The organism is Brevibacillus nitrificans, assembly GCF_003710965.1.
Taxonomy (GTDB): Bacteria; Bacillota; Bacilli; order Brevibacillales; family Brevibacillaceae; genus Brevibacillus; species Brevibacillus centrosporus.
On sequence record NZ_RHHU01000003.1, the window covers coordinates 746,046 to 769,115 of the forward strand.

General features: G+C 49.0%; 21 protein-coding genes. 4 read left to right on the top strand and 17 right to left on the bottom strand.

Annotation, left to right across the window (positions count from 1 at the left end):
* Nucleotides 1-6: 6 nt before the first annotated feature.
* Both EDM59_RS05440 and EDM59_RS05445 read left to right on the top strand, forming a co-directional pair.
* Nucleotides 7-1,065, top strand: a complete 1,059-nt coding sequence (locus EDM59_RS05440; RefSeq protein ID WP_122922665.1) for a Ger(x)C family spore germination protein — start codon at nucleotides 7-9, stop codon at nucleotides 1,063-1,065.
* Entirely contained in the window at nucleotides 1,065-2,165 is a 1,101-nt protein-coding gene (locus EDM59_RS05445; protein ID WP_183192810.1) for a GerAB/ArcD/ProY family transporter, read from the top strand. Before EDM59_RS05440 ends, EDM59_RS05445 begins: the two co-directional genes overlap by 1 nt.
* A gap of 104 nt (nucleotides 2,166-2,269) precedes the next feature.
* On the opposite strand, the gene EDM59_RS05450 is transcribed toward EDM59_RS05445, so the two are convergent.
* Nucleotides 2,270-2,911: an NAD(P)H-dependent oxidoreductase gene (locus tag EDM59_RS05450; RefSeq protein ID WP_122922667.1), complete on the bottom strand. Its 642-nt coding sequence runs from the start codon at nucleotides 2,909-2,911 to the stop codon at nucleotides 2,270-2,272.
* A 104-nt stretch (nucleotides 2,912-3,015) separates the two neighbouring features.
* Between EDM59_RS05450 and EDM59_RS30965 the strand changes: the two genes are divergently transcribed.
* A complete protein-coding gene (locus EDM59_RS30965) occupies nucleotides 3,016-3,171 on the top strand; it encodes a hypothetical protein (protein ID WP_183192811.1) in 156 nt (51 codons plus the stop codon).
* On the opposite strand, the gene EDM59_RS05455 is transcribed toward EDM59_RS30965, so the two are convergent.
* Nucleotides 3,168-3,842 carry a response regulator transcription factor gene (locus EDM59_RS05455; protein WP_183192812.1) on the bottom strand — a complete coding sequence of 225 codons (675 nt, stop codon included), beginning with the start codon at nucleotides 3,840-3,842 and terminating at the stop codon, nucleotides 3,168-3,170. The two genes, EDM59_RS30965 and EDM59_RS05455, sit on opposite strands and share 4 nt — an antisense overlap.
* Before the next feature lie 616 nt (nucleotides 3,843-4,458).
* On the opposite strand from EDM59_RS05455, the gene EDM59_RS05460 reads away from it, so the two are divergent.
* Nucleotides 4,459-5,127, top strand: coding sequence for an S-layer homology domain-containing protein (locus EDM59_RS05460; RefSeq protein WP_122922669.1), 669 nt, complete (start codon nucleotides 4,459-4,461; stop codon nucleotides 5,125-5,127).
* Between the two features lie 239 nt (nucleotides 5,128-5,366).
* Here EDM59_RS05460 and EDM59_RS05465 read toward each other — a convergent pair whose 3' ends face one another.
* The 15 genes from EDM59_RS05465 to EDM59_RS05535 all read right to left on the bottom strand — a co-directional run bounded on the left by EDM59_RS05465 (nucleotide 5,367) and on the right by EDM59_RS05535 (nucleotide 23,053).
* Complete coding sequence (locus tag EDM59_RS05465; protein ID WP_246010963.1) at nucleotides 5,367-5,906, bottom strand: AAA family ATPase; 540 nt, start codon at nucleotides 5,904-5,906, stop codon at nucleotides 5,367-5,369.
* Between the two features lie 312 nt (nucleotides 5,907-6,218).
* Nucleotides 6,219-6,878, bottom strand: a complete 660-nt coding sequence (locus EDM59_RS05470; RefSeq protein ID WP_122922671.1) for a suppressor of fused domain protein — start codon at nucleotides 6,876-6,878, stop codon at nucleotides 6,219-6,221.
* Between the two features lie 50 nt (nucleotides 6,879-6,928).
* On the bottom strand, nucleotides 6,929-7,354 hold the full coding sequence (locus EDM59_RS05475; protein ID WP_122923385.1) for a RidA family protein: 426 nt from the start codon (nucleotides 7,352-7,354) through the stop codon (nucleotides 6,929-6,931).
* A 222-nt stretch (nucleotides 7,355-7,576) separates the two neighbouring features.
* Nucleotides 7,577-8,737 (bottom strand): sulfite reductase subunit alpha, encoded by a 1,161-nt coding sequence (locus EDM59_RS05480; protein ID WP_122922672.1) that lies wholly within the window; start codon nucleotides 8,735-8,737, stop codon nucleotides 7,577-7,579.
* A 445-nt stretch (nucleotides 8,738-9,182) separates the two neighbouring features.
* A complete protein-coding gene (locus EDM59_RS05485; protein ID WP_122922673.1) occupies nucleotides 9,183-10,946 on the bottom strand; it encodes a M28 family peptidase in 1,764 nt (587 codons plus the stop codon).
* 24 nt (nucleotides 10,947-10,970) lie between these two features.
* Entirely contained in the window at nucleotides 10,971-11,693 is a 723-nt protein-coding gene (locus EDM59_RS05490) for an aspartate/glutamate racemase family protein (protein ID WP_122922674.1), read from the bottom strand.
* Nucleotides 11,694-11,730: 37 nt separating this feature from the next.
* On the bottom strand, nucleotides 11,731-12,492 hold the full coding sequence (locus tag EDM59_RS05495) for an aspartate/glutamate racemase family protein (protein ID WP_122922675.1): 762 nt from the start codon (nucleotides 12,490-12,492) through the stop codon (nucleotides 11,731-11,733).
* Nucleotides 12,493-12,503: 11 nt separating this feature from the next.
* Nucleotides 12,504-13,268 carry an aspartate/glutamate racemase family protein gene (locus tag EDM59_RS05500; protein ID WP_122922676.1) on the bottom strand — a complete coding sequence of 255 codons (765 nt, stop codon included), beginning with the start codon at nucleotides 13,266-13,268 and terminating at the stop codon, nucleotides 12,504-12,506.
* Nucleotides 13,265-14,296 (bottom strand): ABC transporter ATP-binding protein, encoded by a 1,032-nt coding sequence (locus EDM59_RS05505; protein WP_122922677.1) that lies wholly within the window; start codon nucleotides 14,294-14,296, stop codon nucleotides 13,265-13,267. The genes EDM59_RS05500 and EDM59_RS05505 overlap by 4 nt, the downstream gene beginning before the upstream one ends.
* The gene (locus EDM59_RS05510; RefSeq protein WP_122922678.1) at nucleotides 14,275-15,288 is read right to left on the bottom strand and encodes an ABC transporter ATP-binding protein; all 1,014 of its coding nucleotides are present in this window, start codon (nucleotides 15,286-15,288) and stop codon (nucleotides 14,275-14,277) included. Before EDM59_RS05510 ends, EDM59_RS05505 begins: the two co-directional genes overlap by 22 nt.
* A 17-nt stretch (nucleotides 15,289-15,305) precedes the next feature.
* Nucleotides 15,306-16,241 (bottom strand): ABC transporter permease, encoded by a 936-nt coding sequence (locus tag EDM59_RS05515; RefSeq protein WP_246010905.1) that lies wholly within the window; start codon nucleotides 16,239-16,241, stop codon nucleotides 15,306-15,308.
* Between the two features lie 5 nt (nucleotides 16,242-16,246).
* Nucleotides 16,247-17,236: an ABC transporter permease gene (locus tag EDM59_RS05520; protein WP_246010906.1), complete on the bottom strand. Its 990-nt coding sequence runs from the start codon at nucleotides 17,234-17,236 to the stop codon at nucleotides 16,247-16,249.
* A gap of 103 nt (nucleotides 17,237-17,339) precedes the next feature.
* Nucleotides 17,340-19,064, bottom strand: a complete 1,725-nt coding sequence (locus EDM59_RS05525) for an ABC transporter substrate-binding protein (RefSeq protein ID WP_246010908.1) — start codon at nucleotides 19,062-19,064, stop codon at nucleotides 17,340-17,342.
* A 24-nt stretch (nucleotides 19,065-19,088) separates the two neighbouring features.
* Entirely contained in the window at nucleotides 19,089-20,843 is a 1,755-nt protein-coding gene (locus EDM59_RS05530; protein WP_246010909.1) for a M28 family peptidase, read from the bottom strand.
* A 443-nt stretch (nucleotides 20,844-21,286) separates the two neighbouring features.
* Nucleotides 21,287-23,053, bottom strand: coding sequence for a M28 family peptidase (locus tag EDM59_RS05535; protein ID WP_122922680.1), 1,767 nt, complete (start codon nucleotides 23,051-23,053; stop codon nucleotides 21,287-21,289).
* Between the last annotated feature and the right edge of the window lie 17 nt (nucleotides 23,054-23,070).

Consider the following 23,070-nt stretch of genomic DNA (forward strand, 5'->3'; position numbering starts at 1 on the left):
AAGAAGATGAAATACGCCTATCTAACCTTATCCCTTTTTCTTGTCCTGACAGGCTGTGCCAAACTGAAAGTGATTGATCAAATCAAAATCATCCAGGGCTTGGGATATGACATCGAGGGAAAGAACATTCGTGGCTTCGCCCTTTACCCGTTGTACAAAAATACGCATAGAGGCAACCCGCTCATCCTGTTAAACGGCCAGTCAGATACGATACAAGGAACGGTTACGTCCTTCACAGCCCAGTCACAGCACCCGATTGAGCTGGGTCAAACACGAACGGTGGTTTTAGGGGACGCCTTCGCAAAAAATGGGATATCCGAGCTTGTCAGCGTACTGGTGCGAGATCCCCTCCTAGGCAGCAACGCAAAAGTAATCCTTACGAATCAAACGGCAAGCAAAGTATTAACTCAGTCTTTGAAACAGCCGCCATACTACCTAGCGAATCTAGTTGAGCAAAATATGACGGAAGGAAATACCCCGATAACCAATTTCCACTTGTTGCTCAACCAGTATTATGGCAAAGGTCAGGATGTATACTTGCCCATTTTAAATATAGCTGAAAAGGGTCTAATTACCATGGACGGAGCAGGGATCTTTAAGGGCGATAAATTACATGTAAAAATCCACAGTAAAGAGGCATTGCTTCTCAAGCTGTTGACAGACCGAGATCTAACCGGAAAATACGAATTTACAACAGGAAAAAATGAACGTGTCTTACTTTCCTTTTTATATGGAAAACGTTCCATTTCTTTATTGGAAGATAAAACGGTTATATCCCTTACACTACATACCCAGCTTCAGGAATATCCAGCTTCCGTCAGTCCGCTAAGTCCGAGTGAGATGAACCGTTTCAAGAAACAAATCGAGGAGGAGCTTCAAAGCAAGATAAAAGAGCTTTTGACGAAATTCCAGACGAATGGTGTTGATCCAGTGGGATTCGGAGAGTTGTACAGAGGAAAACAGCGGGAATGGACAGAGGAACATTTCCAAAAGGATACCTATCCTAACCTTCACTTTGTTGTGAAGCCAGAAGTGATCTTGTCTCAATCAGGGGTGGGTTCTTAGTGCAAACAATCGTAAAGGAAAATTACTTGATATCCGGATTTTTTGTGTTTTTTCTCATCCATGCCTCTCAAACCGGGATCGGCATGCTTCAGTTTCAAAGGATGGCGATTTACGGTGCTGAGCAAGACTCTTGGCTTGCTGTTCTATTTACAGGCATCAGCCTTCATCTTGTGTTATGGATGATGTATCAAATGTTGCGGAATCCCTCGAAGGATGTAATCGAGGTTCATCGATTTTGCTTCGGAAAATACATGGGAAATGCCGCTTCGCTTTTGTTGATTGCCTATTTTTTTATGACTGCTCTCACCGTCCTGCGTGTCTATATTCATGTGCTGCAGGTCTGGATATTCCCATCCCTGCAAACCTGGGAGTTGTCCCTGATTTTTATTGGCATTCTCTCTTATTTAGTCACAGGAGGATTTCGGGCACTGACGGGCTTCTGCTTTTTTAGTGTCATCTTATCTACTTTACTTATGGCCGCCTTTTACTTTCCGCTCGAATATGGTCAGCTCCATCATCTACTCCCGATATTCAATCATTCCTTATCTGACTTACTCTTATCCGCGCAGTCATCGAGCATCATCTTTCTTGGCTTTGAAACCTTGCTGCTGTATTTCCCTTTTCTCAGAACTCCTCAAGAATCCATGAAATGGGCGCACTTGGGCTTGCTCTTTAGCACTCTAAAATATGCGGTTCTACTGGTTATTACACTTCTTTATTTCAGTCAAGGTCACTTGATCCACTCTCTTTGGCCGACTTTGGAGATGGCTAAAATTATCGAAATCCAGTTTCTTGAGCGATTTGAATTGTTGTTTATTTTCTCATGGTTTATGATCATCATTCCGACTGTTTGCATCCCCTTATGGTGCTGCACAAGGATCCTCAAACGAGTTTGCAGAATCAAGCCAAGTTGGTCCCTTGTAATACTGATGACCTGTCTTATGGTCGCCTCCATCTTGGTTCAGGATCAATTAGAGGTGGATTTTCTGGGCAATTTCTCTTCCGTCACCGGACTTTACTTTGTTTACGTTTATATCCCCCTGTTATTTATTTTCTATAAGATCATCGAGAGGATCAAGCTGAGACGTAATCATCTGTGAGATCGGGAATTTGGATTAGTTAATTTCTTGAGAACCGAAGGAATTCACTTCCGGTATTCGCCTTCCATGAATTCCTAACCTACTCGGTGATTTAGGACACTATCTTAAAATTGTCGAGCAAGCTCCATTGCTTTATGAATGGCCTTGTCTTTGATAGCTGGTGCCAGATCAGGAGTAGCGCCCATTCCTTCAACGAAAATCGCTTCAGTGCTAGACACTCCTAAAAACTTCATAATCACTTCCCAGTGGCGGTGACTCATTTCAAAGCTAGCTTGAAGTGGGCCTTCGGATAAAATGCTCCCGCTCGCTTGAATATGGATGGCTTTTTTGCCAGCAAGCAGTCCAACTGGTCCTTGATCCGCCACATATTTAAATGTTTTCCCCGCAACGCAAATCGCGTCGATGTATGCTTTCATCGCTGGAGGATAAGAGAAGTTCCAAACAGGATTCACGAACACATATTTGTCGGCTGCAACGAATTGGTCTACAAGCTCACCAAGTCGGCTCACTTTCGCTTTTTCAGCGCTGGTTAGGTCATCAAAAGCAGCACCAGTTCTTAGCTTGTACCACCCGTTTAATACGTCTGCGTCAATTTGTGGAAGGTCTGTTTTATACAAATCAAGGTGGACCACTTCATCATTTGGATTTTCAGCACGATAAGCCTCTACAAACTCCTTACCGACAGACAGGCTGTAAGATGCCTCTGTATCGAGTGGATGAGCGGTAATGTAAAGCACGGTTGTCATATTTCTATTTCCTCCCTGTTACATAAGTGCTAGATATCAACTGTGTTCTATCTGCACTGTCATTATGTTTTCAAAAAGGAAGTTTGAGAAGTAGTTACATTTATGTGTCAAAGGCACATGAATGTAACCATGAGTGGAACAACCGTTCCTTCACGCAAAAAAAGCCTCTGGATGAGAGGCAGATCGTCTTGATCTATTATTTTCATCTGCTGGTGTATCTTGGCAGTCTCATTATCGGTGCTATCGATCCTTTCGACTAACCGACAAACTTATAGCCTACGCCCCAAACCGTCTTGATGCTTTGATTTTTTAGGGCCAACTTTGACCGCAAATTCTTTATGTGTACGGTTATCGTATTTATATCTCCGTATCCAAACTGCCCCCAGATGGCGTCATAAATCTGCTCACGGCTTAAAACACGGTTTTTATTTTGAACCATATAAAACAATATTTCAAATTCCTTCGTCGTGAGGGATATTTTTTGGTTCTCATGATAGACCTCATAGGTATCTTTATTAATGACAAGATCACTCGTTTGTATGGTCTTGTTTAGGCACACATACCGATTTTCTCGACGCAGGTGAGCTTTAATACGAGCAACTAATTCATTTACACTAAATGGTTTTAGGATATAATCATCTGCTCCTACTTCCAAGCCGATGATGCGATCGAGCTCTCGATTTCTCGCGCTCAACAATAAAATAGGAATGCTGACGTTGGGTCTGATTTTTTTGCAGACTTCCAGCCCATTCCCATCTGGAATCACCATATCGAGTAAAAGAAGTGAGATACCTGGATCCATTACTTTCTTTACGATTTCCTCTTCGGATTTGAAGTTAGTGGCCTGAATCCCCTCTTTTAGGAGGGCTTCTGTAAGCAATTGGACAACATTTTGATCTTCAGATGCAATCAGAATGGTAGGACCATTCATACGTGAACCTCCCGTCATCGTTGTTGTTCTCTTTCCTTGTGATCATACCCCCTTCAAAACTGTTGTAGAAGTAGGCACCTTGAAGAGACAAGGTTTAAAAAAAGTAACCTAGAAAAAACAGTTTGCTTCTATCCCTTGAATATTTTCTTGAAACGTTTATGAAATAACTGTCGTCAGAATGTACGCAACAAACTTCATCGGCATAGCAGAGGTGATGGAAAACAAATATTTACCAATAGGCAGCTAGAGTAGAACTTGGAAAAATGCTCACGAGTGTTCCGAATGCTGTATAAAAAATAAATCAAAATTCCATGTAACACTTACGAATTACCACCGTCTAAAGAATAGTAACTAGCAACACGAAAGCTGAGGTGGGGAAACGGACAGACTAACAAGCATCATGACGATTGCTGGTAGAGGTAGTACTCAAAATGGCTTCAATCGGGTCAACAAATACAAGAATTTCGTGACGTGTCGCTAGAGCAGCACATCTAAGTTAAGTTTTGTTAAAGTATAGGCTTTAGTAAGTAAGTAGGTTTGAAGTGTATGCAAGTTCACGCTCCCCTTGCAATCGTTCCAACCAATCAACTCCTCATAAGAAAAGGTGGTCTCTTCCATGAAAATGAACCGCACCATTCTCGCACTTTCCACTTTCGCTCTTCTGTCTGCAGGTTTCTTGCAGCATGGCGTGTCCGCTGCCACTTTCTTCACGGATCAGAATACTACAGTGGATAAAGATACCATGCACATCATGGTTGACCAGCAAACGCAAGATGAATTGGCAGCTGACTTTTTCCTGCCGGAAGCTACCATTACAACGGCTGAGGGGATTCAACTGATTGTTAACGCCTTTGATTTAAATTTGGACACGATTCGTTTTGTGAAGCCCCCGCTTGCCAGTGATTACTACAAAAACGCGAACAACAGCGCCTGGTATGCCAATGCGTTAATCATTGCTGCTAACAACGGCTTGGAATTACCGGCTGATCTTGAGCCGAATAAAATGTGGACAAAAGAAGAATTCGTCTTCCAGCTGATGCGCGCTATGGAATCCAAGAACGCTCTCCCCATGATTAACGTCGTTCCTGCTAAGCTAGCGGATGAGGCCGACCTGAATATTGCCTATCAAGGTGCGATTCAGCGAGCACTCGCCCTTGGCTTCACGAAGCTCGATGAAAAAGGAAATTTCAATCCAAAGGGCGAGATTAGCCGTAAAGAGTCTGCCGAGCTGCTCCAAAAGGCGCTGGAGTATGTGAAGGCACGTACACTCCCAGCTCAGCCATAAGGGAAACCGATTAGACAGCACATAAAAAGGAGCGTTAGCCTACACAGCTAATGCTCTTTTTTAATTTCCCTACTATTGTTCGGTGATTAAACTATATTTTGGGGCCTGTTCTAACCTTAGCCCGTAGCGTGATGATGCTGCCGAATCACCGCGTTTTAGTCGTGGTGTGCTTTTGTCGTTATCCAACCCGTTATTGTAATCAATTCTGTCGAATGCCCGATGTTATGTGGAGTCAGTCACTACGTCCAACTACATTTATTCTTGTTGTTTATTCTGTTTAAAATAATATCTATAATTTCAGTTGTCTTTAAGTGATCTGTATTTATATGCTCTTGATAAATATCCTTCCGAAAAGCTTCGACACATTTAGCTGTCCGTTGGAATGACCATCCTCCTACTGTGTCACCACGTTTGACTAATCGGTTATAAATGGTGTCCTCTGAAGCTATTAAACAAAAATGGTAGAGTTCTTCATCTAATTCTTTAAATCCATTGTAAATGTAATTGAAGTTTTCCTCTTTATATATGGTCATGGGCACAATTAAGTGTTTTTGATACTTCTTTTTTACCTCTCCTGCCACCTTTACGGCCAAGATTTTCCAAAGTTCAAAGTCCTGGAAATCATCAGTTTGTTCATGGATGTGCCTTACTTCCTCAGGTATAATCTTTCTAATCATAAGTCCAATTTCTTCAGGATCAAATATCATGCTATTCGTGACTAATGGTTGTAGCATTTGGGCTGTGGAAGTCTTACCAGAACCAAATGCCCCATTTATCATGATAATCACGTGATCACTCCCAGTACTATTATGTATTTTGAATAAGACTTGCCTGATCCCTTAATGTTGTAATAGCGAATTTTCTAGCCCCGCAATCCTTTTAACATTCTGGATCGCTTGAACTAACCTGCCATTTATTTTAACGGCCCTAGTCTAAAACTTTATGATCCAGTCTAGTACATTATTAATCAGTCCTTGTTATCTCTGTACAACTTCAGTGGATAAATACTCCCCTTTGGTCTAATTTCAGAACAGACGAAAAAACCCCCTTTGTAAAAAGGGACTCTTACTATATCTCTGCACCGCTATGGATTACAAATACGATTTCACGCGCCGCATATCCGTGATCAAAAATGGATTTTCTTTTTTCATCGCTTCCACGAGAACCGCTGCCCTCACCGGGTCTTCCTTCAATGCTTCCAATTCGTTTTGCGTGATTCCAACCAATTGGATGAAATCCACTCGACCGTGGACGGTATCGCTGCCCGGTGCTTCCGTATCTGCAACCACGAGCAGAGCCGTAATGGCGGAGTCCACGCCGATATGGATGGAGGTTCCATTGCCTGCTACAAACTGCAAGGGCTCAAAAAAGCGTTTTTGCGTGTAGGTGTACCGGGCAAGGTTGGAGAGCATATCGATCGCCCACATGCAATCCTCATTGGATTCTTCCTTCAGTTTGATCGTCATTTCATATCCCCAGCCGCTCCACTCGCCCCCGAACGCTTCCTCATTGGTGTACAGCTCCGACATTCCGTATGTCACCAGATGCTTGCAGCCTTTTGGCGATTCGTAGATGCTATAGCCATCCAAATATTCATCTCCACCGAAAAGAGCTCGCTTGACCAGATCTGTCGCGTAATGGGCGGGTTCCTGGTTTGGATAAAGCTTCTGAAAAGCTTCATCGATCGCATCCCAGCCCGGCGCCCAATCGTCTTGTTCTGATGCCAGCTTTTTGTATTCTTCTAATGTCATTGTGGTTCCTCTCCCTTTCCAGTCGCGGGCCTAGCTTCATCCTGCCAAGATCACGCTTCCTTGTCATCCAGCGATGGCGCTATGGCAGCCACCGCTTCAATTTCTACTAATTGGTTTGTATATCCAAGTACAGTTACTCCAGACAAGGTGCTTGGGACATCATGATCGCCAAATTGCGTACGGATTGCCCGCCAAGCTGTTACTAAGTCCTCCTGATTCTGTGACGCGACAAGCACTCTCGTGTAGACAACATCCGTCAGGGTGGCACCGCTTGCCTGCAGGGCTTCTTTCAGATTGTCCATACAAAGCTCCGCTTGCTTGGCGTAATCTGTGGGGTAAGGGACGTGCCGGTCTTGATCGAGCGGGCAGGCGCCAGCCAAAAAGATGACGTCCATTCCCGCAGGCACAACACTTGCGTATGCATAATCGACAGCGGCCAGCTTCGATGAACGAATCAAGGATATGTTTCTGCTCATGAGAATTCCCCATTCTTTTTCGAGTGTGAATCGGCAAAAAAGACTCAAAGCGATTTTACCACAGATCTGTCCTGTTATTGGAAAAATCATCCTGTCCCGCGAAGCCTCAAGTCCTCCCTGCCAATCTATTTCCGCTGAGAAATGGAAAAATCCCGCCATATCGCAAAGGCGGGATTCCGGTTTCCATTCATTTGTTGGAAGATCTATTTCGGACTGTTCTTATTAATAAACGTCACGCTGGTAACGGCCTTGCTCTTGCATGGCGCTCAGATATGCTTCTGCGTTTTCGCGAGTCATCTTTCCTTCTTTTTCAATGACATCGATCAAGGCACTATGCACGTCTTTCGCCATATTTTGCTTGTCTCCGCAGACGTAGAAGTATGCGCCGTTTTCCAGCCACGCAAACAGCTCTTTACTGTTTTCAAGCATTTTATGTTGAACGTATACTTTTTGCTCGGAATCCCGAGAGAATGCCGTATCCAGGCGGGTGAGTCCCCCCTCTTTCAGATAGGCTTCGAATTCGTCCTGGTAAAGGAAATCAGTCGCAGAGTGCTGATCTCCAAAGAACAGCCACGATTTGCCTGTGGCTTCCGTCACACTGCGTTCTTGGATAAAGGAACGAAATGGTGCGATACCTGTTCCTGGCCCTACCATGATGATATCTTTCTCTGGAGAGTCTGGCAGGTTGAAGTGCTTATTCACCTGGATAAAAACAGGGAGTGTTTCTCCTTCTGGCAAGCGTTCCGCGCATTGCACGGAGCAAACCCCTTTTCGTTCACGTCCGTGCGCCGAATAACGAACAGCGCCGATGGTCAGATGTACTTCCTCTGGGTTGGCAGACAGGCTGCTTGCAATGGAATAAAGACGTGGTGGCATTTTTCTTAATAAAGAAACGATCTCTTGCGCAGAAGCCTTCCACGGTCCAAAATCACGAAGCAAGTCAAGCAAATCGCGGCCATTGATGTACTCTTTCAGTTCATTTATGTGATCTTCGGAAGAAAGTTGTTTCAGCTCTTCGTTGTCTGTGAATTCAGCAGCTTGCTGGATCATTTTTTTGGTCAGGAGTGTAATTTCAAAGTGAGTGGTGAGGGCTTCCCGCAATGGAAGGGTCTCTCCCTGCTTGCTGATGGTAACAGCCGTCTCTGGATCCCACTTCATCTCCTCAAGCAAGGATGCGACAAGCTCAGGATCATTTTGAGGATAGATTCCTAGGCAATCGCCTGGGACATAGGAAAGGTCAGATCCCTTCAAGGATAACTCGATATGTCTCGTTTCTTTCTTGGAGCCTGCACCGTTTAAATTTTGATTTTTAAGTACTTTCGCCGGAAATGGATTCGTTCTAGAGAATGTTGTCGGTACCTTATTGGCTATCGTATTTTGCATAATAATCACCTCAAGAAGTAGTATAAAGTGGCTACAAACTATTACTTGGTGTAAATGCAATATAAGTGAAACCGAAATCTCGTCTCCAAATCATCATCTTACTGCCTTATGATGGATCAGCGACTCGTTGGCGATCAAAGACCGCACTTGCAGGATATCCCAATTTTACCTGTTTCAAACCCGGCTCATTGGGGCAGCTGCTCCCTTTTTACTTTATGACCCTCCTCAGTGCTTTGCCAGCCCTTGATATTTCAAAGATGTCGATCCTATTTGTGCCATACTTCGTTTTCATCATATTCCGAATCTATTACATTTGTAAATACTAATACCCCTAGAAGTATGAACACTTCTTGAAACTCCAAGGGCAAGACTGGCATGCAAAAAAACAGAGGCCCGATCAAGATGCTCTCGGTCCTCTGCTCGTTTTTCTCCATGGTTTCAGTGATTAGCTGCGAATAATTCGTTTCGCCTCTCTCAATGCCCACGCCACGCGATTTTGACCGCGTCGCAAGTGATTGATCGTCACATTGTACAGATGCGTATCTGGCGTAAGATTTTTCAATGTCGTAGCTGGCGCGATATCCGGCAGCTTGGGAACGTCGAGTGCCGGGTCATGACGGAACTTGCCACGGCGCGAGAAGTTGATGGTGATCAAGTTGCGTCCGAGCTCCTGGAGCTGCTCGTTCACTTTCTTGACCTGCGGGTCTGTCACTTCGCCATCCTGCAAGCCTTCGATCGCCTGATAATACGCCTCCAATTCTTCACGCAGCTGGCGGGCCTCTGTCAGCGCCGTTTCAAAGCTGAAGTGGGCTCCTGCTGCTTCCTGATACGCTTGAATCGTCTGGGCAAATTCATCTACTGTATTCCGGAAGTTGTACGGCAGCACAGACGCATTGACGACGCGCAGGATCGACGCGGTGTAGATTTTAATGTCCTTTAACAAAATGTCCAAATCTGCCACGTGCAGCAGGTCATCTTCGGTATGCCACTCGATATTGGCACCGCAGCCGCCTACGGGGTAATACCCTTTTTCCTTCAGCAATTCCTCTGGCATACTGGAGGACAGCATGTAGAAAGAGGTAATTCCGATATTGTTAAACGAGTAGTCTCCGGCACGGGATGGTCTGCTGCCCTTTGAGCCTTGCTGGACCGTGTCCAAAATAGCTCCCTTGCACAGCTCATCTACTTCGCTCATCCACTCACTGTAGTCATAAGAAGTGGCCCAGCGGCAGCCTGGAGAATCGCAGTTTACTTGTGCCACGCAATTGGCATCCAGATCCAGACCATACGTGTCGGCAAACCAGGTAGAGCCAGCGTAGCGTCCGGTGGAGTGACCTGGCCAAATGGCGATCCTCAGACTGCGCTTCAGCTTGTCGCGATGCTTGTAAAACACGCGGGCCATCTCCAGCATGGCTGCGTCTCCTGTGGTATTGTCTCCGATCCCTACATGCCACGAATCCAAATGTCCATGGAGCAGGACGTATTTTTCCGGTTCCTCTGTCCCTTCGATGAAAATGTCGATCAGCGGGCAGGCAAACCAGCCTTTTTTGTGGACGGTCTGGAACTCGACCTGTACCATCCCTTGCTTGCACAGCTCGATCAGATCGTCTCCGTCCGTACGGTTGACTGCGAGTGCAGGGATTTTCGGTTCATTGTCGATCGTGTCCAGATCCGGAGCGCCCCAGATCGTCGTGCAGATCCCATCGTGGATGTTTTTCCCCGGGTTGACGAAGATCGCTCCCAGCACCCCTAGCTTGTCAAAGGAGGCTACTTTTCCTGGCATCGCGAGACCTTCAGTGATGACCACCTTTCCTTTCAGGTCGCTCGAATCTACACTGACCTGGGAATGGAAAACCTCCTGCATATCGGCTGCATGCCCGGATGGCACATAAACAAGCTCGCCGCTCATCCATTGATCTCCTGTAGAAACGGCAAACGCTGGCGTTTTTGCCCGAATTTCCTTCACTGCGGGGCTCGTCACTTTGACGCCAGCGTGGACAGGCACACTCAAGTACAGCTCTGGATGATGCACCTTGTGCGGCACGCCCCATTCCTCCAAAAAGTGGGTCAGGTGAGCAAATGCTATGCGCTCATCTTCACTGGAGGATTCACGAACCAGCGTGCTGAACTTTTCCAGGATCACTTTTGAGGCATCCAAATTGATCTCGTCTAGCAGCGTTTTTTCCGTGTTTTTGTAAATGGTATTCATGTGAACTCTCTCCCATCATGGTTCCTATTTTTGGTTTCCGATCCGTTCTTCTATCGTTTTTGCTTTCCCGTTTGTCAGCTTTGACCCGCAGCTAACCAAGGATTCAGCCAGCTTTAATGCCGCTTTTGCCGGATTGATCACGGGGATGCCGAGCAGCTTTTGCATATCATCTGCGACTTGCAGGAAAGCCATGGACATGCAGCCGAGCACCAGTACATCTGCGCGATCCTTCTCGATGGCATCCCTGCCTATTCGAACGAGCTTCTCCAATGTCTGCGTGCGGTTATGGGAGAGCTCCAGAACCGGGATATTGACGGCAAGGACAGATGCTACGCTACTTGCGAGTCCTGATTTTTGAATCAGCTCATAGCTGCTCGCGATCATGCTGTCTGCTACCGTCAGCAGCGTAAATTTTCGCCCAAGCAGGGCAGCTGCGTGAAAACCACTCATTCCTGGTCCCACGACAAGCATGTTTGTACATAGCTCCCGATAGGCGTCGAGCCCCGGGTCACCTGCACAACCGACGATCGCTGCATCAAAGCCCTCCCTTTCCAATCGAACCATGTTTTTCGCGTACTGGGGGATTGCTATGTACTCTTCATACATGGATTCGATCGAAGCAGGACCTTCTGTTGCATACGCCATTTCAATGGTTGTGCCGGGAGCGGCCCATTGCTGCAAAAGACGCCTCCGCCTTTCCACTTCTTCAGCCGATTTTGGCGCAGCTCCGACATAGGCTACCTTCATCTGCCTATCCCTCCTCTCCCAGTCGAAAACGAGACGATTACGGCGAAGTCCTTTTGTGGAGCAGGTCATCCAGCGATTTTGCTTTCCCCGAAGATAGCTTCGGCGGGTAAGCGTAGCCTTTCTTGGAATGATGCAGCCCGCACATGACCAGTGCTTCTGCCGTCTTGAGTGCAGTTCTGACCGGATTCATGACAGGTATCCCGAGCCGTTCCGTCATCTCCTCTGCTACGTTTAAAAAGCCCATCGACATGCAGCCGAGAACCAGGGAATCTGCGCGGTGGTGCTCGACTTCTTCTCGACCGATCTGCACCAGCTTTTCTAAAGCCGCTGATCGATTTTGTGCCAGTTCGAGGACGGGGATATTCAAGGCACGCACATGAACCAGCTTTGAGCGTAGTCCTGCGATCAGCGCCAGTTCGTGGCCTCTGGGGATTCTGCTGTCCGTAACCGTAAGCACACTGAATCGATGCCCGAGGATGGCGGCCATGTTCATGCCCGCCTCTCTGGGACCTATGACCAGCACGTTTTGGGTGATCTCTCGCAGCGCATCCAACCCTGGATCACCTGCACACCCGAGTACAACCGCAGCGTAGTCTTCCTGATCGAGTCGATAAATGATCTTGGCTGCCTCGGGAATTCCCAAGTATTCTTCGTACATGGATTCAACCGAAGCCGGTCCTTCTGCGACATCTATGATCTCCACAGTGACACCGGGATTTGCCCACTGCTGAAGCAAAAGCTGTCTTCTGCTGATCTCCTCCCGCTTCATAGGTCCTGGGACAACGTATGCGATTTTCATACCCTTTTCCATCACCGAGGTAAGGAACGGCTTACTAGCAGCTCGTCGAGTGATTTTACTTTTCCACTGGCAAGCTTGGGCGGTAGGGAATACGCCTTCTTGGAATGGACGAGCTCGATGGACACGAGGGCTTCCGTCATTTTCAAAGCGATTTTCGCCGGGTTTACGACTGGAATGCCAAGTGCATCCTGCATCTCCTCCGCCACATTCAAAAAGCCCATGGACATGCAGCCGAGAACCAGTACGTCAGCCCGGTCTTTCTCGATGGCTTCGCGTCCGATGCGAACGAGCTTTTCCAGCGTTTCCTCCCGATTCGTCGCCAGCTCCAGGACAGGTATGTTGACGGCTCGTACGGAAGCCAGCTTGTCAGTCAATCCAGACTTTGCGACGAGCTCATGGCTCGAGCCAATCATGCTGTCTGCCACTGTGAGCAAGGTAAATTGATGTCCAAGCATGGCTGCTGCATGAAAACTGCTTGCAGCGGGACCGACAACTAGCATGTTGGTGGTGATTTCGCGAAACGCATCCAAGCCCGGGTCTCCTGCACAACCGAGTATCGCTGCATCATAGCCTTCCTGTTCCAGCTGATACATGATCTTCGCCACAGGCGGAATCGACAGGTATTCTTCATACATCGATTCGATGGAAGCTGGACCTTCTTGCACCGTGACGATTTCCACGTTTGTCCCAGGTGCTGCCCACAGCTTCAGCAGGTCACCTCTGCGGGCGGCTTCTGCCTGATCCATCGGGCCTGGCACGACATACATGATTTTCATATCACATGCTCCTCTCTTTCTGCCTTTCGATCAAAAAAGGGCGTAACCATGTGGCAAGCAACGATCTGACCGGTTTCCGCTTGCCGCAGCTCAGGCGTTTTTTCTCGGCAGATGGCCTCGGTGTAGGGACATCTGTCTTGGAAATGGCAGCCATTGGGCATATTGATCGGGCTTGGCACATGATTTTTTATGAGAACCTCATCCGGCTCCTCGTCGGGATCAGGAGAGGGTACTGCCGCAAGCAAGGCTTGGGTATACGGATGCTTCGGTTTCTGCAAGACGCTCATGGTATCCCCGATCTCCACGACTTTTCCCAGGTACATGATCGCCGTCTGCTCACACATGTAGGAGATGAGCGATAGATCGTGGGAGATGTAGACCGTGGTCAGCTGCAGTCGCTCTGTCAAGGTTTTCATCAGATTGAGAACGCCCGCGCGTACCGATACATCCAGCATGGACACCGGTTCATCCGCTACTAGGAAGATCGGGTCTACGATCAATGCCCGTGCAAGTACGACCCGCTGGAGCTGCCCCCCGCTCATCTGGTGGGGATACTTTTCAAAGAAGTTTTCTGCGGGGATCAAATTCACTTGTTCCAGGGCCTGCTTGATAAGGGCGGCTCTCTCTTCCTTTGTACCGATATCATGGACAATGAGCGGCTCCAAAAGCGAACGAAAAATGGTGAAGCGAGGGTTCAGTGCCTCAAACGGATTTTGAAACATGAGCTGGGCTTGCTTGCGAAACTGTTTGAGCTCTTCTTTTGCTTTCAAATGTGTGATGTCTTTGCCGTTGAACAAAAAGGATCCAGAGGTAGGTTCATACAGCTTCAGCAGCATTTTGGCGGTCGTAGTCTTTCCGCACCCGCTCTCGCCGGCAATTCCAAGGGAGTGACCTTTCGGAATGCGAAAGCTCACATCGTCAACGGCTTTCAGGACGCCTGCACCCGTGCTGCTTTTCCGGAACAAATGCTGTCTGGCCTCGAAGTGCTTGGAGAGACCGCGCACCTCTATGATGGGATTTTCCGCCATGTGTCCACCTCCTTCGCCTTTTCCTGGAGAACCGCGATTTCGTCCAAGCGATGGCATGCCGCGAAATGACGATCACCTACAGAAACGAGTGATGGCTCTTCTTGCGCGCACGCTTCGATTTGAAACGGACAACGGGCAGCAAATCGACAGCCTTTGGGCGGATCTACCAAGTCTGGCGGAGAGCCTTCGATAGAAATCAGGGTGCTCTCCGTTTTCTTCAAATTGGGGAATGCGTTTGCAAGTCCCATCGTATATGGGTGCATGGAATGCTTCAGCACGCGCGAGACAGGCCCGAGCTCAATGATTTTCCCTGCGTACATCACCGCCACATCGTCACATGTCTCTGCCACGACGGAAATATCGTGCGTGATCATCACCAGCGTGAGACCCAATTCCTTTTTCAAATTTTTCAGAACGCGCAGGACCTGATTTTGCACAATCACATCGAGGGCAGTAACGGGTTCATCCGCAATGACGAGCTTGGGACTTAAGGCCAGAGCTAGCGCAATCATTGCCCGCTGCTTCATCCCGCCGGAAAATTCATGGGGATAGTATCGCAGCCGTTTTGTATCCAGCCCAACCATGGTAAACAGCTCTTGTGCTCTTTGGGTGGCGTCTGCACGCGAAAGCTTGCCTTTCAGCATCAAAATCTCCAAGAAGGAATCAATCACCGGATAGACAGGATTCAGAGAGTCCATGGCCGCCTGCGGGATGAGCGACAAATCCTTCCAGCGAACCTGACGAATGTGGGATTCAGGCATTTTCGTCAAGTCATTCCCCTCAAAGTTGACCGATCCCCCTGCGATGACTCCGTTTCCAGCGAGCACGCGAATGATGCCTTTCACCAAGGTGCTTTTCCCACAGCCGCTTTCTCCCACAAGTCCGAGGCTTCGACCTTGATCGACCGCAAAGGATACCCCATCGACTGCTTTGCTGATCCCCCGCGACGTTTTGTAGTAGATTTTCAAGTCGTTTACTTCCAATAGCGACAATGACTTCACCCCCTTGGCTATTGATTTTTCAAACGAGGATACAGGATTTCTTCCGAGCCTCTTCCGATGTAGAAGCCGGCCATGACCGTCAGCATGATAAAAATGCCCGGCGGAATAATCCACCAGTACGCCTCGCGACTCAATGCCTGGGAAGCGTAGGCGTCATTGAGCATGAAGCCCCAGCTCATCATGGCTGGATCTCCAAAGCCGAGAAAGCTGACCGCCGCCTCCGTCAAGATCGCCCAGCCCATGGCGAGCGAGCCATACAGAAACGACAAAGGAAGAATATTCGGTGCCACCTGCACGAAAAGAATCCGTAAATCGGATGCCCCTGATATCTTCGCGGCTTCCACAAAGCTGCGCTCGCGGACCGTGAGTACCTGGGAGCGAATGACGCGGGCCGTATCCCGCCAGAGAAGAAGCCCCATTGCGAGGACGATATTCCAGACGCTCGGACCTAAAAAGGCAACGAGGACGATGACGAACGGCTCAAAAGGAATGCCGAATGCGATATCGGTAACGCGCATAAGCACACCGTCCACTCGGCCTTTGTAGTAGCCGGCGAACAAACCGACCAACGTCCCTACGACTACAACGAAGAATGCGGCTGTCAAACCAACCATCATCGCGGGCTTAGCCCCATACACGAGCTGGGAGAAAATATCCCTGCCCATGTTTGTCGTCCCCAGCCAGTGCTCAGCAGAGGGCGGCTGGTTAAATGCCAGCTTTCCGTTGTGCTTGATCATTTCATGCGGATCATAAGGCGCGAGGAGTGGCGCAAACAGCGCGATCAAGATAAAAAACAGGTAAATCACTGCTCCTGTCATGCTGAACGGGTCGTTTTTTAAAAAACGGTAGACTCCTGCTAGATTCTTTCCCAAGACTGCTAGGAAGCCAGCTTTTCGATAGGCGACTTGTACAGGCCTCTGTTCCATTCTTACGTCCGTGTTCATTCCACTCACCTCCCTTTGCCAAATGTGACCCGCGGATCCAAAAAGCTGTACAGGATATCTGCCACAAAGTTCATGATGACCATGACAGCGGCACTCAAAATAAAGGCTCCTTGCGCCAGTGCATAGTCGCTTGCCGACACCGCATTGACGAGCAAACGTCCCAAGCCGGGCCAGCTGAAGACCATCTCAATGACCACATTGCCTCCAAGCGCGTACCCAATCCCGACAGCCATCGCGGTGACTACTGGCAGCGCTGCATTTCTCGCCGCGTACTTGAGCATGATCCTCCGCTCGCTAAGTCCTCTCATTCTCGCAACTTCCACATAGGATTCCCCCATCACGTCCAGCATGTTGGACCGCATCAGGAGCAGAGGAAGCCCCATCAAATAGATGGCAGCCGTTAAAGAGGGCAAAAACAGGTGCTTCAGAAAGGAGAGCGAAGTAAGCTTCTCCCACTCAGACGCATAGACGACTCCTGTCGCCGAAGCTCCACCTGATGGAAACCAGTTCAAGTGAAAGGAAAAGATCACGAGGACGATCATTCCTACCCACATCTGCGGCGCTGATCTCGTAAACAGAGTGGCGATAATCCCGATGGTCTCGAACTTGGTTTTCCGTTTCCATGCAAGCAATACACCGCCCAATATCCCGACGAGGTAGGCGATGACAAAGGAAAAGAGCATGAGGTACAGCGTGTTGGGCAGGACGCCCCAGATGACTTCCATGACGGGAGCCCGGAATTTAAAGGAATCTCCCAGCTCACCCTGCACCAGATTTGCCAGGTAGATCAAATATTGCATCCACAGTGGTTTATCCAGGCCAAACTGCGCCATCAAAATGTCTTGCTGCTCTTTGGTAAAGGTAGGGTCGATATAGGCAACTAGCGGATTGCCAGGCATCAGCCGAAAGATGAAAAACAGGATCGTCGCGATGATCCATAGCGTCAGAACCATCTGAGCCAGTCGACTCCATATGAACTTGGATCGGTTCCCCAATGCGTTCGCTCCTTTCTCTGAGGAATTCCAAGGCGTGGAATGCTGGTCACTTCCTGCTTCCAGCATCCCGCGCACCTAGAAATCATGAAGAGGGCGTCAGCTTTTATTTGCCGAGCTCTTCTTTTTTGCCAGCCGGATAGAGCAGCTTGCCTGCTGCATCCCACTCATAGCCGGCTTCCTGCAAAATCTTCTTCGCTTCCTCTACTCCGCCCGTTGGATACGGCAGGCTCGGATTTTTCCAGATCGACAATGCTGGCGAGATGACCGAATCGCCTGGTTCTGCAAAACCTTTGTACACGACTTGTGCCATCATGTCGCGGTCAACGGCGGCTGCCAAAGCGCGGCGGAATGCCACATCGTTGAACGGTGGACGGCGGTGATTCATGGCGAAGAATTGGAAGCCCAGGTCAGTTGTCGTAACCATGGTGAGGTTGGGGCTCGCTTCTACTTTTTGCTGCAGCAGCTGTCCATCACCCGGGAACACGGCGAGGAAGTTGATTTCGCCATTTTCAATCATGCCGAGAGAAGCCTCAGTATTGGGAATCTCTCTCATGATCCACTTCTCGATTTTCGGAGGAGAAAAATGCTCTGTATTCGCACTCAAAACAACTTCTTCTTTGAATTTCCAGTTCTCGTATTTGAATGGTCCAGAACCGATTGGGGTCTTCTCCTGGTAGCTCTCCGCATTCTCGGGCTTGTTCTTCAGATCTTCAATGATCGGCCCCCAAATATGCTTGGGAACAAGATTCAGTTTGGATAAGCTAGCCGTTTCAAACGCTGCCCACGGGCGTTTCAGTGTAAACTCCAGCGTAAGCGGGTCTTTGATATCGATCTTATCGATGATTTCCACAAACGGCTTATACATCGGCACTTCTCCTGTCAGAGGGGCCTCATAGGAGAATTTCACGTCTTCCGAAGTTACGGGCTTGCCGTCGTGCCATTTCATGTTTGCGCGCAATTTGATTTCAATCTGGGTATCCGTCTTCCAGGTGACGGATTCGGCAGCCCAAGGCTTGGGCAGACCGTCTTTGTCGATCCGCATCAAACGGTCCCAAATCAGCTCTGTTACCCACGAATCAAACGCGCCGCTAATATAGAAAGGATTGAGTGCCTGAACGGAGTCGTTGCTGTTTAGGATCATGTTTTTTTGCTGTCCGGTCGGTGCGGCATTCAAGTACGTCCAAATGTTGCGGATACCCATACCCGCCATCTCTACGATGGAATTTTCGTCAAACACTTGATGGTTGTAAACGTATTTCAATTTGGGGTGGACGTTGAATAGGTAAGCGACATCGCTTGCGATCAGCTCCTGTGCTTTGAAGATCAGGTTTTTCCTCTCTTCGCGATCCACCGTAATCCGCTGCTGCTCCGCAATCTTGTCGTATTCCGGATTGTTGTAGCCGATGAAGTTGTAACCGTCTTTCGCTGTGCTGGAATGGAACAGGTTATACACAAATTCATCCGGATCCAGCCTTTCCGGACGTGCTGCCATTTGCCAGCCCGTCATATCCCACTCGTCGCGTTTGTACCAGACAATGTCTGATTGCTGCTCGTACGGCATCGCCTTGATCTCTGCGTTGATACCCAGCTCTTTCATGGCACCTGCAATCAGGTTGGCACGTTCGTATTCATCCGGTGCGGACGCTTGCGGCCTGCTCAGGATCTGCAGGGTACGAATCTCTCTGCTTTTCGCGTCAGCTGGCTCCGTTTTTGGCGTATCCGTGGACTTGGGCTGTGTTTGTGTCTCGCTCGTGCAAGCAGACAGGACAGTTCCCAAGAGAACGGTTGTGGCCATCAGACCGTACTTCCACTTGGCTGCTTTTTTCACTCGGTTTCCCCCCTAAAAAATCGATTACGCCAGAACGCTGCGCTTGGCTTGGTGCAATGTCCAGACAAGACGGTTCTGTCCGCGCATCAAATGTGTCCATGTCACCCTGTACAGATGTGACCCCACTTCGAGCTGAGACAAGGTGGTGGCTGGTGCGATATCCGGCAATGGCGGAATATCAATCGCAGGATCGTGCCAAAACTTGCCGCGTCGGGTAAAGTTGATAGGCACCAGCGTTCGACTCAAGCCTCGCAGAATCTGGTTGGCATGCTTGACCTCTGGATCGTTGATGTCGCGCGTTTGAAGCTTCTCGCTTTGCTCATAAAAATCGACGAGTGCGGCCCGGAGCTCTCTCGCCTCCCCGAGGGCAAGCTCGAAAGAAAAATGCTCGCCAGCAGCGTCCTGGTAGCTTTGAATCGTGCGGATAAATTCATCTACGGTGCTCACAAATTGGAAGGGATGCAGGGTAGCATTCACGATGCGGTACAGAGATGCCGTATAGACTTGCACATCTCGCTGGAGGATTTCGTAATCAATGATGTGGATGAGGTCTTCTTCGGTATGCCACTCAATATTCGAGCCGCAGCCGCCAACCGGATAATAGCCTTTTTGCTGCAGCACTTCGTCCGGAATACTGGAAGAAAGCATATAAAAAGCAGTCAATCCGATGTTATGGAAGGAATAATCACCCGCACGCGGCGGACGTTGACCGATCGATTCCTCGCCGATTGCTTCCTTGATGGACGTTTTACAAAAGGAATCGACTTCGCTCATCCAGCTCATCTCGTGGTAGGAAGTAGCCCAGCGACATCCCGGAGAGTCACAATTCACCTGGGCGATGCAATTTTCATCCAGGTCCAAGCCAAAAGTGTCTGCGAACCAGGTCGAGCCAGCATAGCGTCCCGTGGAATGTCCTGGCCAAATGGCAATGCGCAAGCTGCGTTTCAACAGATGCCGATTTTGATAGAAGACTCTTGCCATCTCGATCATAGCTGCATTGCCGGTAGCGTTATCTCCCAAGCCTTGATGCCAGGAATCCATGTGCCCGTGAAGCAGCACGTACTTATCGGGCTCCTCCGTGCCTTCGATGAAGATGTCGAGTAACGGACAAGGGAACCAGCCTTGATCCAAGTGCGTTTGGAACTGTACCTCCACCTTGCCTTGGGCGATTCTCTCGATCAGCTCCTGCCCATCCGGACGATTGATCATCAACACAGGCAGTTTCGGGACATTTTCATACGTATCCAGATCGGGTGCTCCCCAGATCGGCGTGCAGATGCTCTCATGTATGTTCTTGCCGGGGTGGATAAAGATGGCGCCGATAATTCCCTGCTCGTTTAGCTCCCTGATCCTTGCCGGCCGCGGAAACCCTTCCGTCAGTACGATCTTCCCATTCAAACTGCCAGTCGCCGGATCAAAGGATGCATCTTTTTGGTTGTCCCACTTCTTCTTGAAGCCAGTGGGTACATAGACCACTTCTCCGCCTCTCCACTCATCGCCGGTGATCACAGAGAAGGCCGGATTTTTTGCCCGAATTTCCTTTTCCTCCGGTACAACCAGCTTCAGCTTCGCAGGTCTAGGCACACTTAAGAATAGATTTGGGTGATGTACTTGATACGGTACCCCCCACTGATCCAACAAACTGGACAAAAACTGTGCGGCGATTCTCTCATCTTCACTTCCCGATTCTCTAACAAGGCTGCCAAAGCGCTCCAAGATTGCCTTGGGCGTCTCCATGCTGATCTCTTCCAGCAGCCGTTTCATGGCTCCCACCAACACTCATCTACCCCCTTTTGTCATTCGTTTGCCTCGGTTGGTGAAATACGCAAGTCCCGTGCCAAACAAAAAGGCCGCAGACAATGCCCATCTGCCTGCTGTTTGGCGGGAAAGATCTGTTTCAGTTGCAAATTTAGGGTAGGAAAGCCATACCTGATGTACCCCAAAATGACCTAAGATTCAGATAAATTACCCATGCAAAAAAGCAGGACAGCCATTTACTCCACTCGAGAGCCACGACCGTCGCTGCCTTTATTCCTCGTTTGCTTCACCGTATCGGAATCGAATGGAGAAGGATGAGATAGGCATTCGTCCCTCCTAACCGCGCACACCCCCCAAAGAAAAAACGGATGCCGGAGCACCCGTTTCGTTTGGCGGAGCTGGTGAATAGCAGATGACCCGCCATTTCATCCAGATAGGACGTGGCCGCAAGTGATGCGGGCCTGTTACGCTTTGCCTATCAATTTTTGCGCTTCTTTCATCGCCCATACGACTCGATTTTGGCCGCGGAGCAGATGGGTTTGTGTGACACGGTAGCGATGAGACCCTGGCTCTAATGCGGCTAGCTGCAGAGCGGGGGCGATATCAGGCAAAGCAGGAATTTGAACCGCAGGATCGTGATGGAATTTGCCACGGCGAGTGAAATTGATCGGAATCAGGGTTCTTCCTAACTGCAGGAGCCTTTCATTCGCAGCCTTTACTGCTGGCGAGGCGAGATCCTCCGTTTTCAGGAATTGCAGCTCCAGATAAAAATCCTCTAACGACTGACGAAGCTCCTTTGCTGCATCCACCGCTTGATCAAACCGGAAGTGTTCGCCGCACGCCTCCTGATATTGTTGGATCGTTTCCATGAACTCGTCAGCAGTCTTGCGGAAATCATAGGGAAGGATCGTTGCCTGCAGGACGCGATAGATCGATGTCATATACACCTTCAAATCTCTATGCAGAATATCGAGGTCAGCCACATGCATCAAATCATCCTCGGTATGCCACTCGATATTAGATCCGCAGCCTCCAACGGGATAGTACCCTTTTTCCTTCAGCTGCTCCTGCGGAATACTGGACGATAGCTTGTAAAAGGAGGTAATCCCAATGTTGTGGAACGAATAGTCGCCCGCGCGATTCGGACGCTTTCCCTTTGCTTCTTCTTTGACTGCGTCGAGGATCGCTTGTTTGCAATGTTCCCCTACCTCAATCGTCCAGTCCATTTTTTCATAGGAGGTCGCCCACCGGCAGCCGGGAGAGTCACAGTTTACTTGCGCAATGCAATTGGCGTCGAGATCCAGCGCGAACTGGTCCGCGAACCAAGTAGACCCTGCGTAACGCCCCGTCGAATGACCCGGCCAGATGGCGATGCGAAGGCTGCGTTTCAGCTTGTCACGATGCTTGTAGAAGATTCGTGCCATTTCCATCAAAGCCGCATCGCCTGTCGTATTATCCCCGATCCCGATATGCCAGGAATCCAGATGGCCGTGCAAAAGGATGTACTTCTCCGGCTCCTCGGTGCCTTCGATAAACAAGTCGATTAGCGGGCATTCATGCCAGCCTTTTTCCAGACTCGTCGCAAGCTCGATCACGGTTGTTTCCTTCTGGCACATCGCTTTTAGCGCTTCTCCGTCTGATTTGTTGACAGCTACTACCGGAATCTTGGGCTCATTGCCGATGGTGTCCAAGTCTGGGGAACCCCAGATCGTGGTGCAGATCCCATCGTGAATGTTCGTACCCGGATTGATGAAGATGGCACCGAGCACGCCTTTGTCATGGAAAGTGGCGACTTTTTCGGGCATCGCCAGACCTTCGCTGATCACGATTTTTCCCGCCAGGCCATTCACTTCTTCTTTTACTTTGGCATCGAAAATATCGTAGCGGTCTGTGGCCTGAGCGGATGGAACGTATACGAGCTCGCCCGTTACCGGCACTCCGTTGGTTGATACGGAAAAGGAAGGCGTTTTCGCCCGAAACGATTTGGCTGCTGGAGAAATTGCTGTTACCGAAGCCGTTTTCGGAACACTCAAATAAATGGAAGGATAGTGGACCGTATGCGGCACGCCCCATTCCTTCAAAAGCGACGCGAGAAAGTGGGCTGCTGTGCGCTCATCCTCACTCCCTGATTCTCGAATCAAGCCGCTGAAAACATCTAGAATTCGTTTGGGTGTCTCCATACTGATTTCATCGAGCAAAAGCTTTTCATGCTCTTTCACGATACTTGTCATGGGTACCTCCCTTAATT

Coding starts and splice junctions, on each gene's coding strand:
- EDM59_RS05480 (WP_122922672.1), bottom strand. CDS start 8,737: ATGCAAAATACGATAGCCAATAAGGTACCGACAACATTCTCTAGAACG.
- EDM59_RS05475 (WP_122923385.1), bottom strand. CDS start 7,354: ATGAGCAGAAACATATCCTTGATTCGTTCATCGAAGCTGGCCGCTGTC.
- EDM59_RS05450 (WP_122922667.1), bottom strand. CDS start 2,911: ATGACAACCGTGCTTTACATTACCGCTCATCCACTCGATACAGAGGCA.
- EDM59_RS05455 (WP_183192812.1), bottom strand. CDS start 3,842: ATGAATGGTCCTACCATTCTGATTGCATCTGAAGATCAAAATGTTGTC.
- EDM59_RS05490 (WP_122922674.1), bottom strand. CDS start 11,693: ATGAAGGTAGCCTATGTCGGAGCTGCGCCAAAATCGGCTGAAGAAGTG.
- EDM59_RS05505 (WP_122922677.1), bottom strand. CDS start 14,296: ATGGCGGAAAATCCCATCATAGAGGTGCGCGGTCTCTCCAAGCACTTC.
- EDM59_RS05470 (WP_122922671.1), bottom strand. CDS start 6,878: ATGACATTAGAAGAATACAAAAAGCTGGCATCAGAACAAGACGATTGG.
- EDM59_RS05485 (WP_122922673.1), bottom strand. CDS start 10,946: ATGAATACCATTTACAAAAACACGGAAAAAACGCTGCTAGACGAGATC.
- EDM59_RS05440 (WP_122922665.1), top strand. CDS start 7: ATGAAATACGCCTATCTAACCTTATCCCTTTTTCTTGTCCTGACAGGC.
- EDM59_RS05460 (WP_122922669.1), top strand. CDS start 4,459: ATGAAAATGAACCGCACCATTCTCGCACTTTCCACTTTCGCTCTTCTG.
- EDM59_RS05515 (WP_246010905.1), bottom strand. CDS start 16,241: ATGAACACGGACGTAAGAATGGAACAGAGGCCTGTACAAGTCGCCTAT.
- EDM59_RS05535 (WP_122922680.1), bottom strand. CDS start 23,053: ATGACAAGTATCGTGAAAGAGCATGAAAAGCTTTTGCTCGATGAAATC.
- EDM59_RS05500 (WP_122922676.1), bottom strand. CDS start 13,268: ATGAAAATCATGTATGTCGTGCCAGGCCCGATGGATCAGGCAGAAGCC.
- EDM59_RS05465 (WP_246010963.1), bottom strand. CDS start 5,906: ATGATAAATGGGGCATTTGGTTCTGGTAAGACTTCCACAGCCCAAATG.
- EDM59_RS05495 (WP_122922675.1), bottom strand. CDS start 12,492: ATGAAAATCGCATACGTTGTCCCAGGACCTATGAAGCGGGAGGAGATC.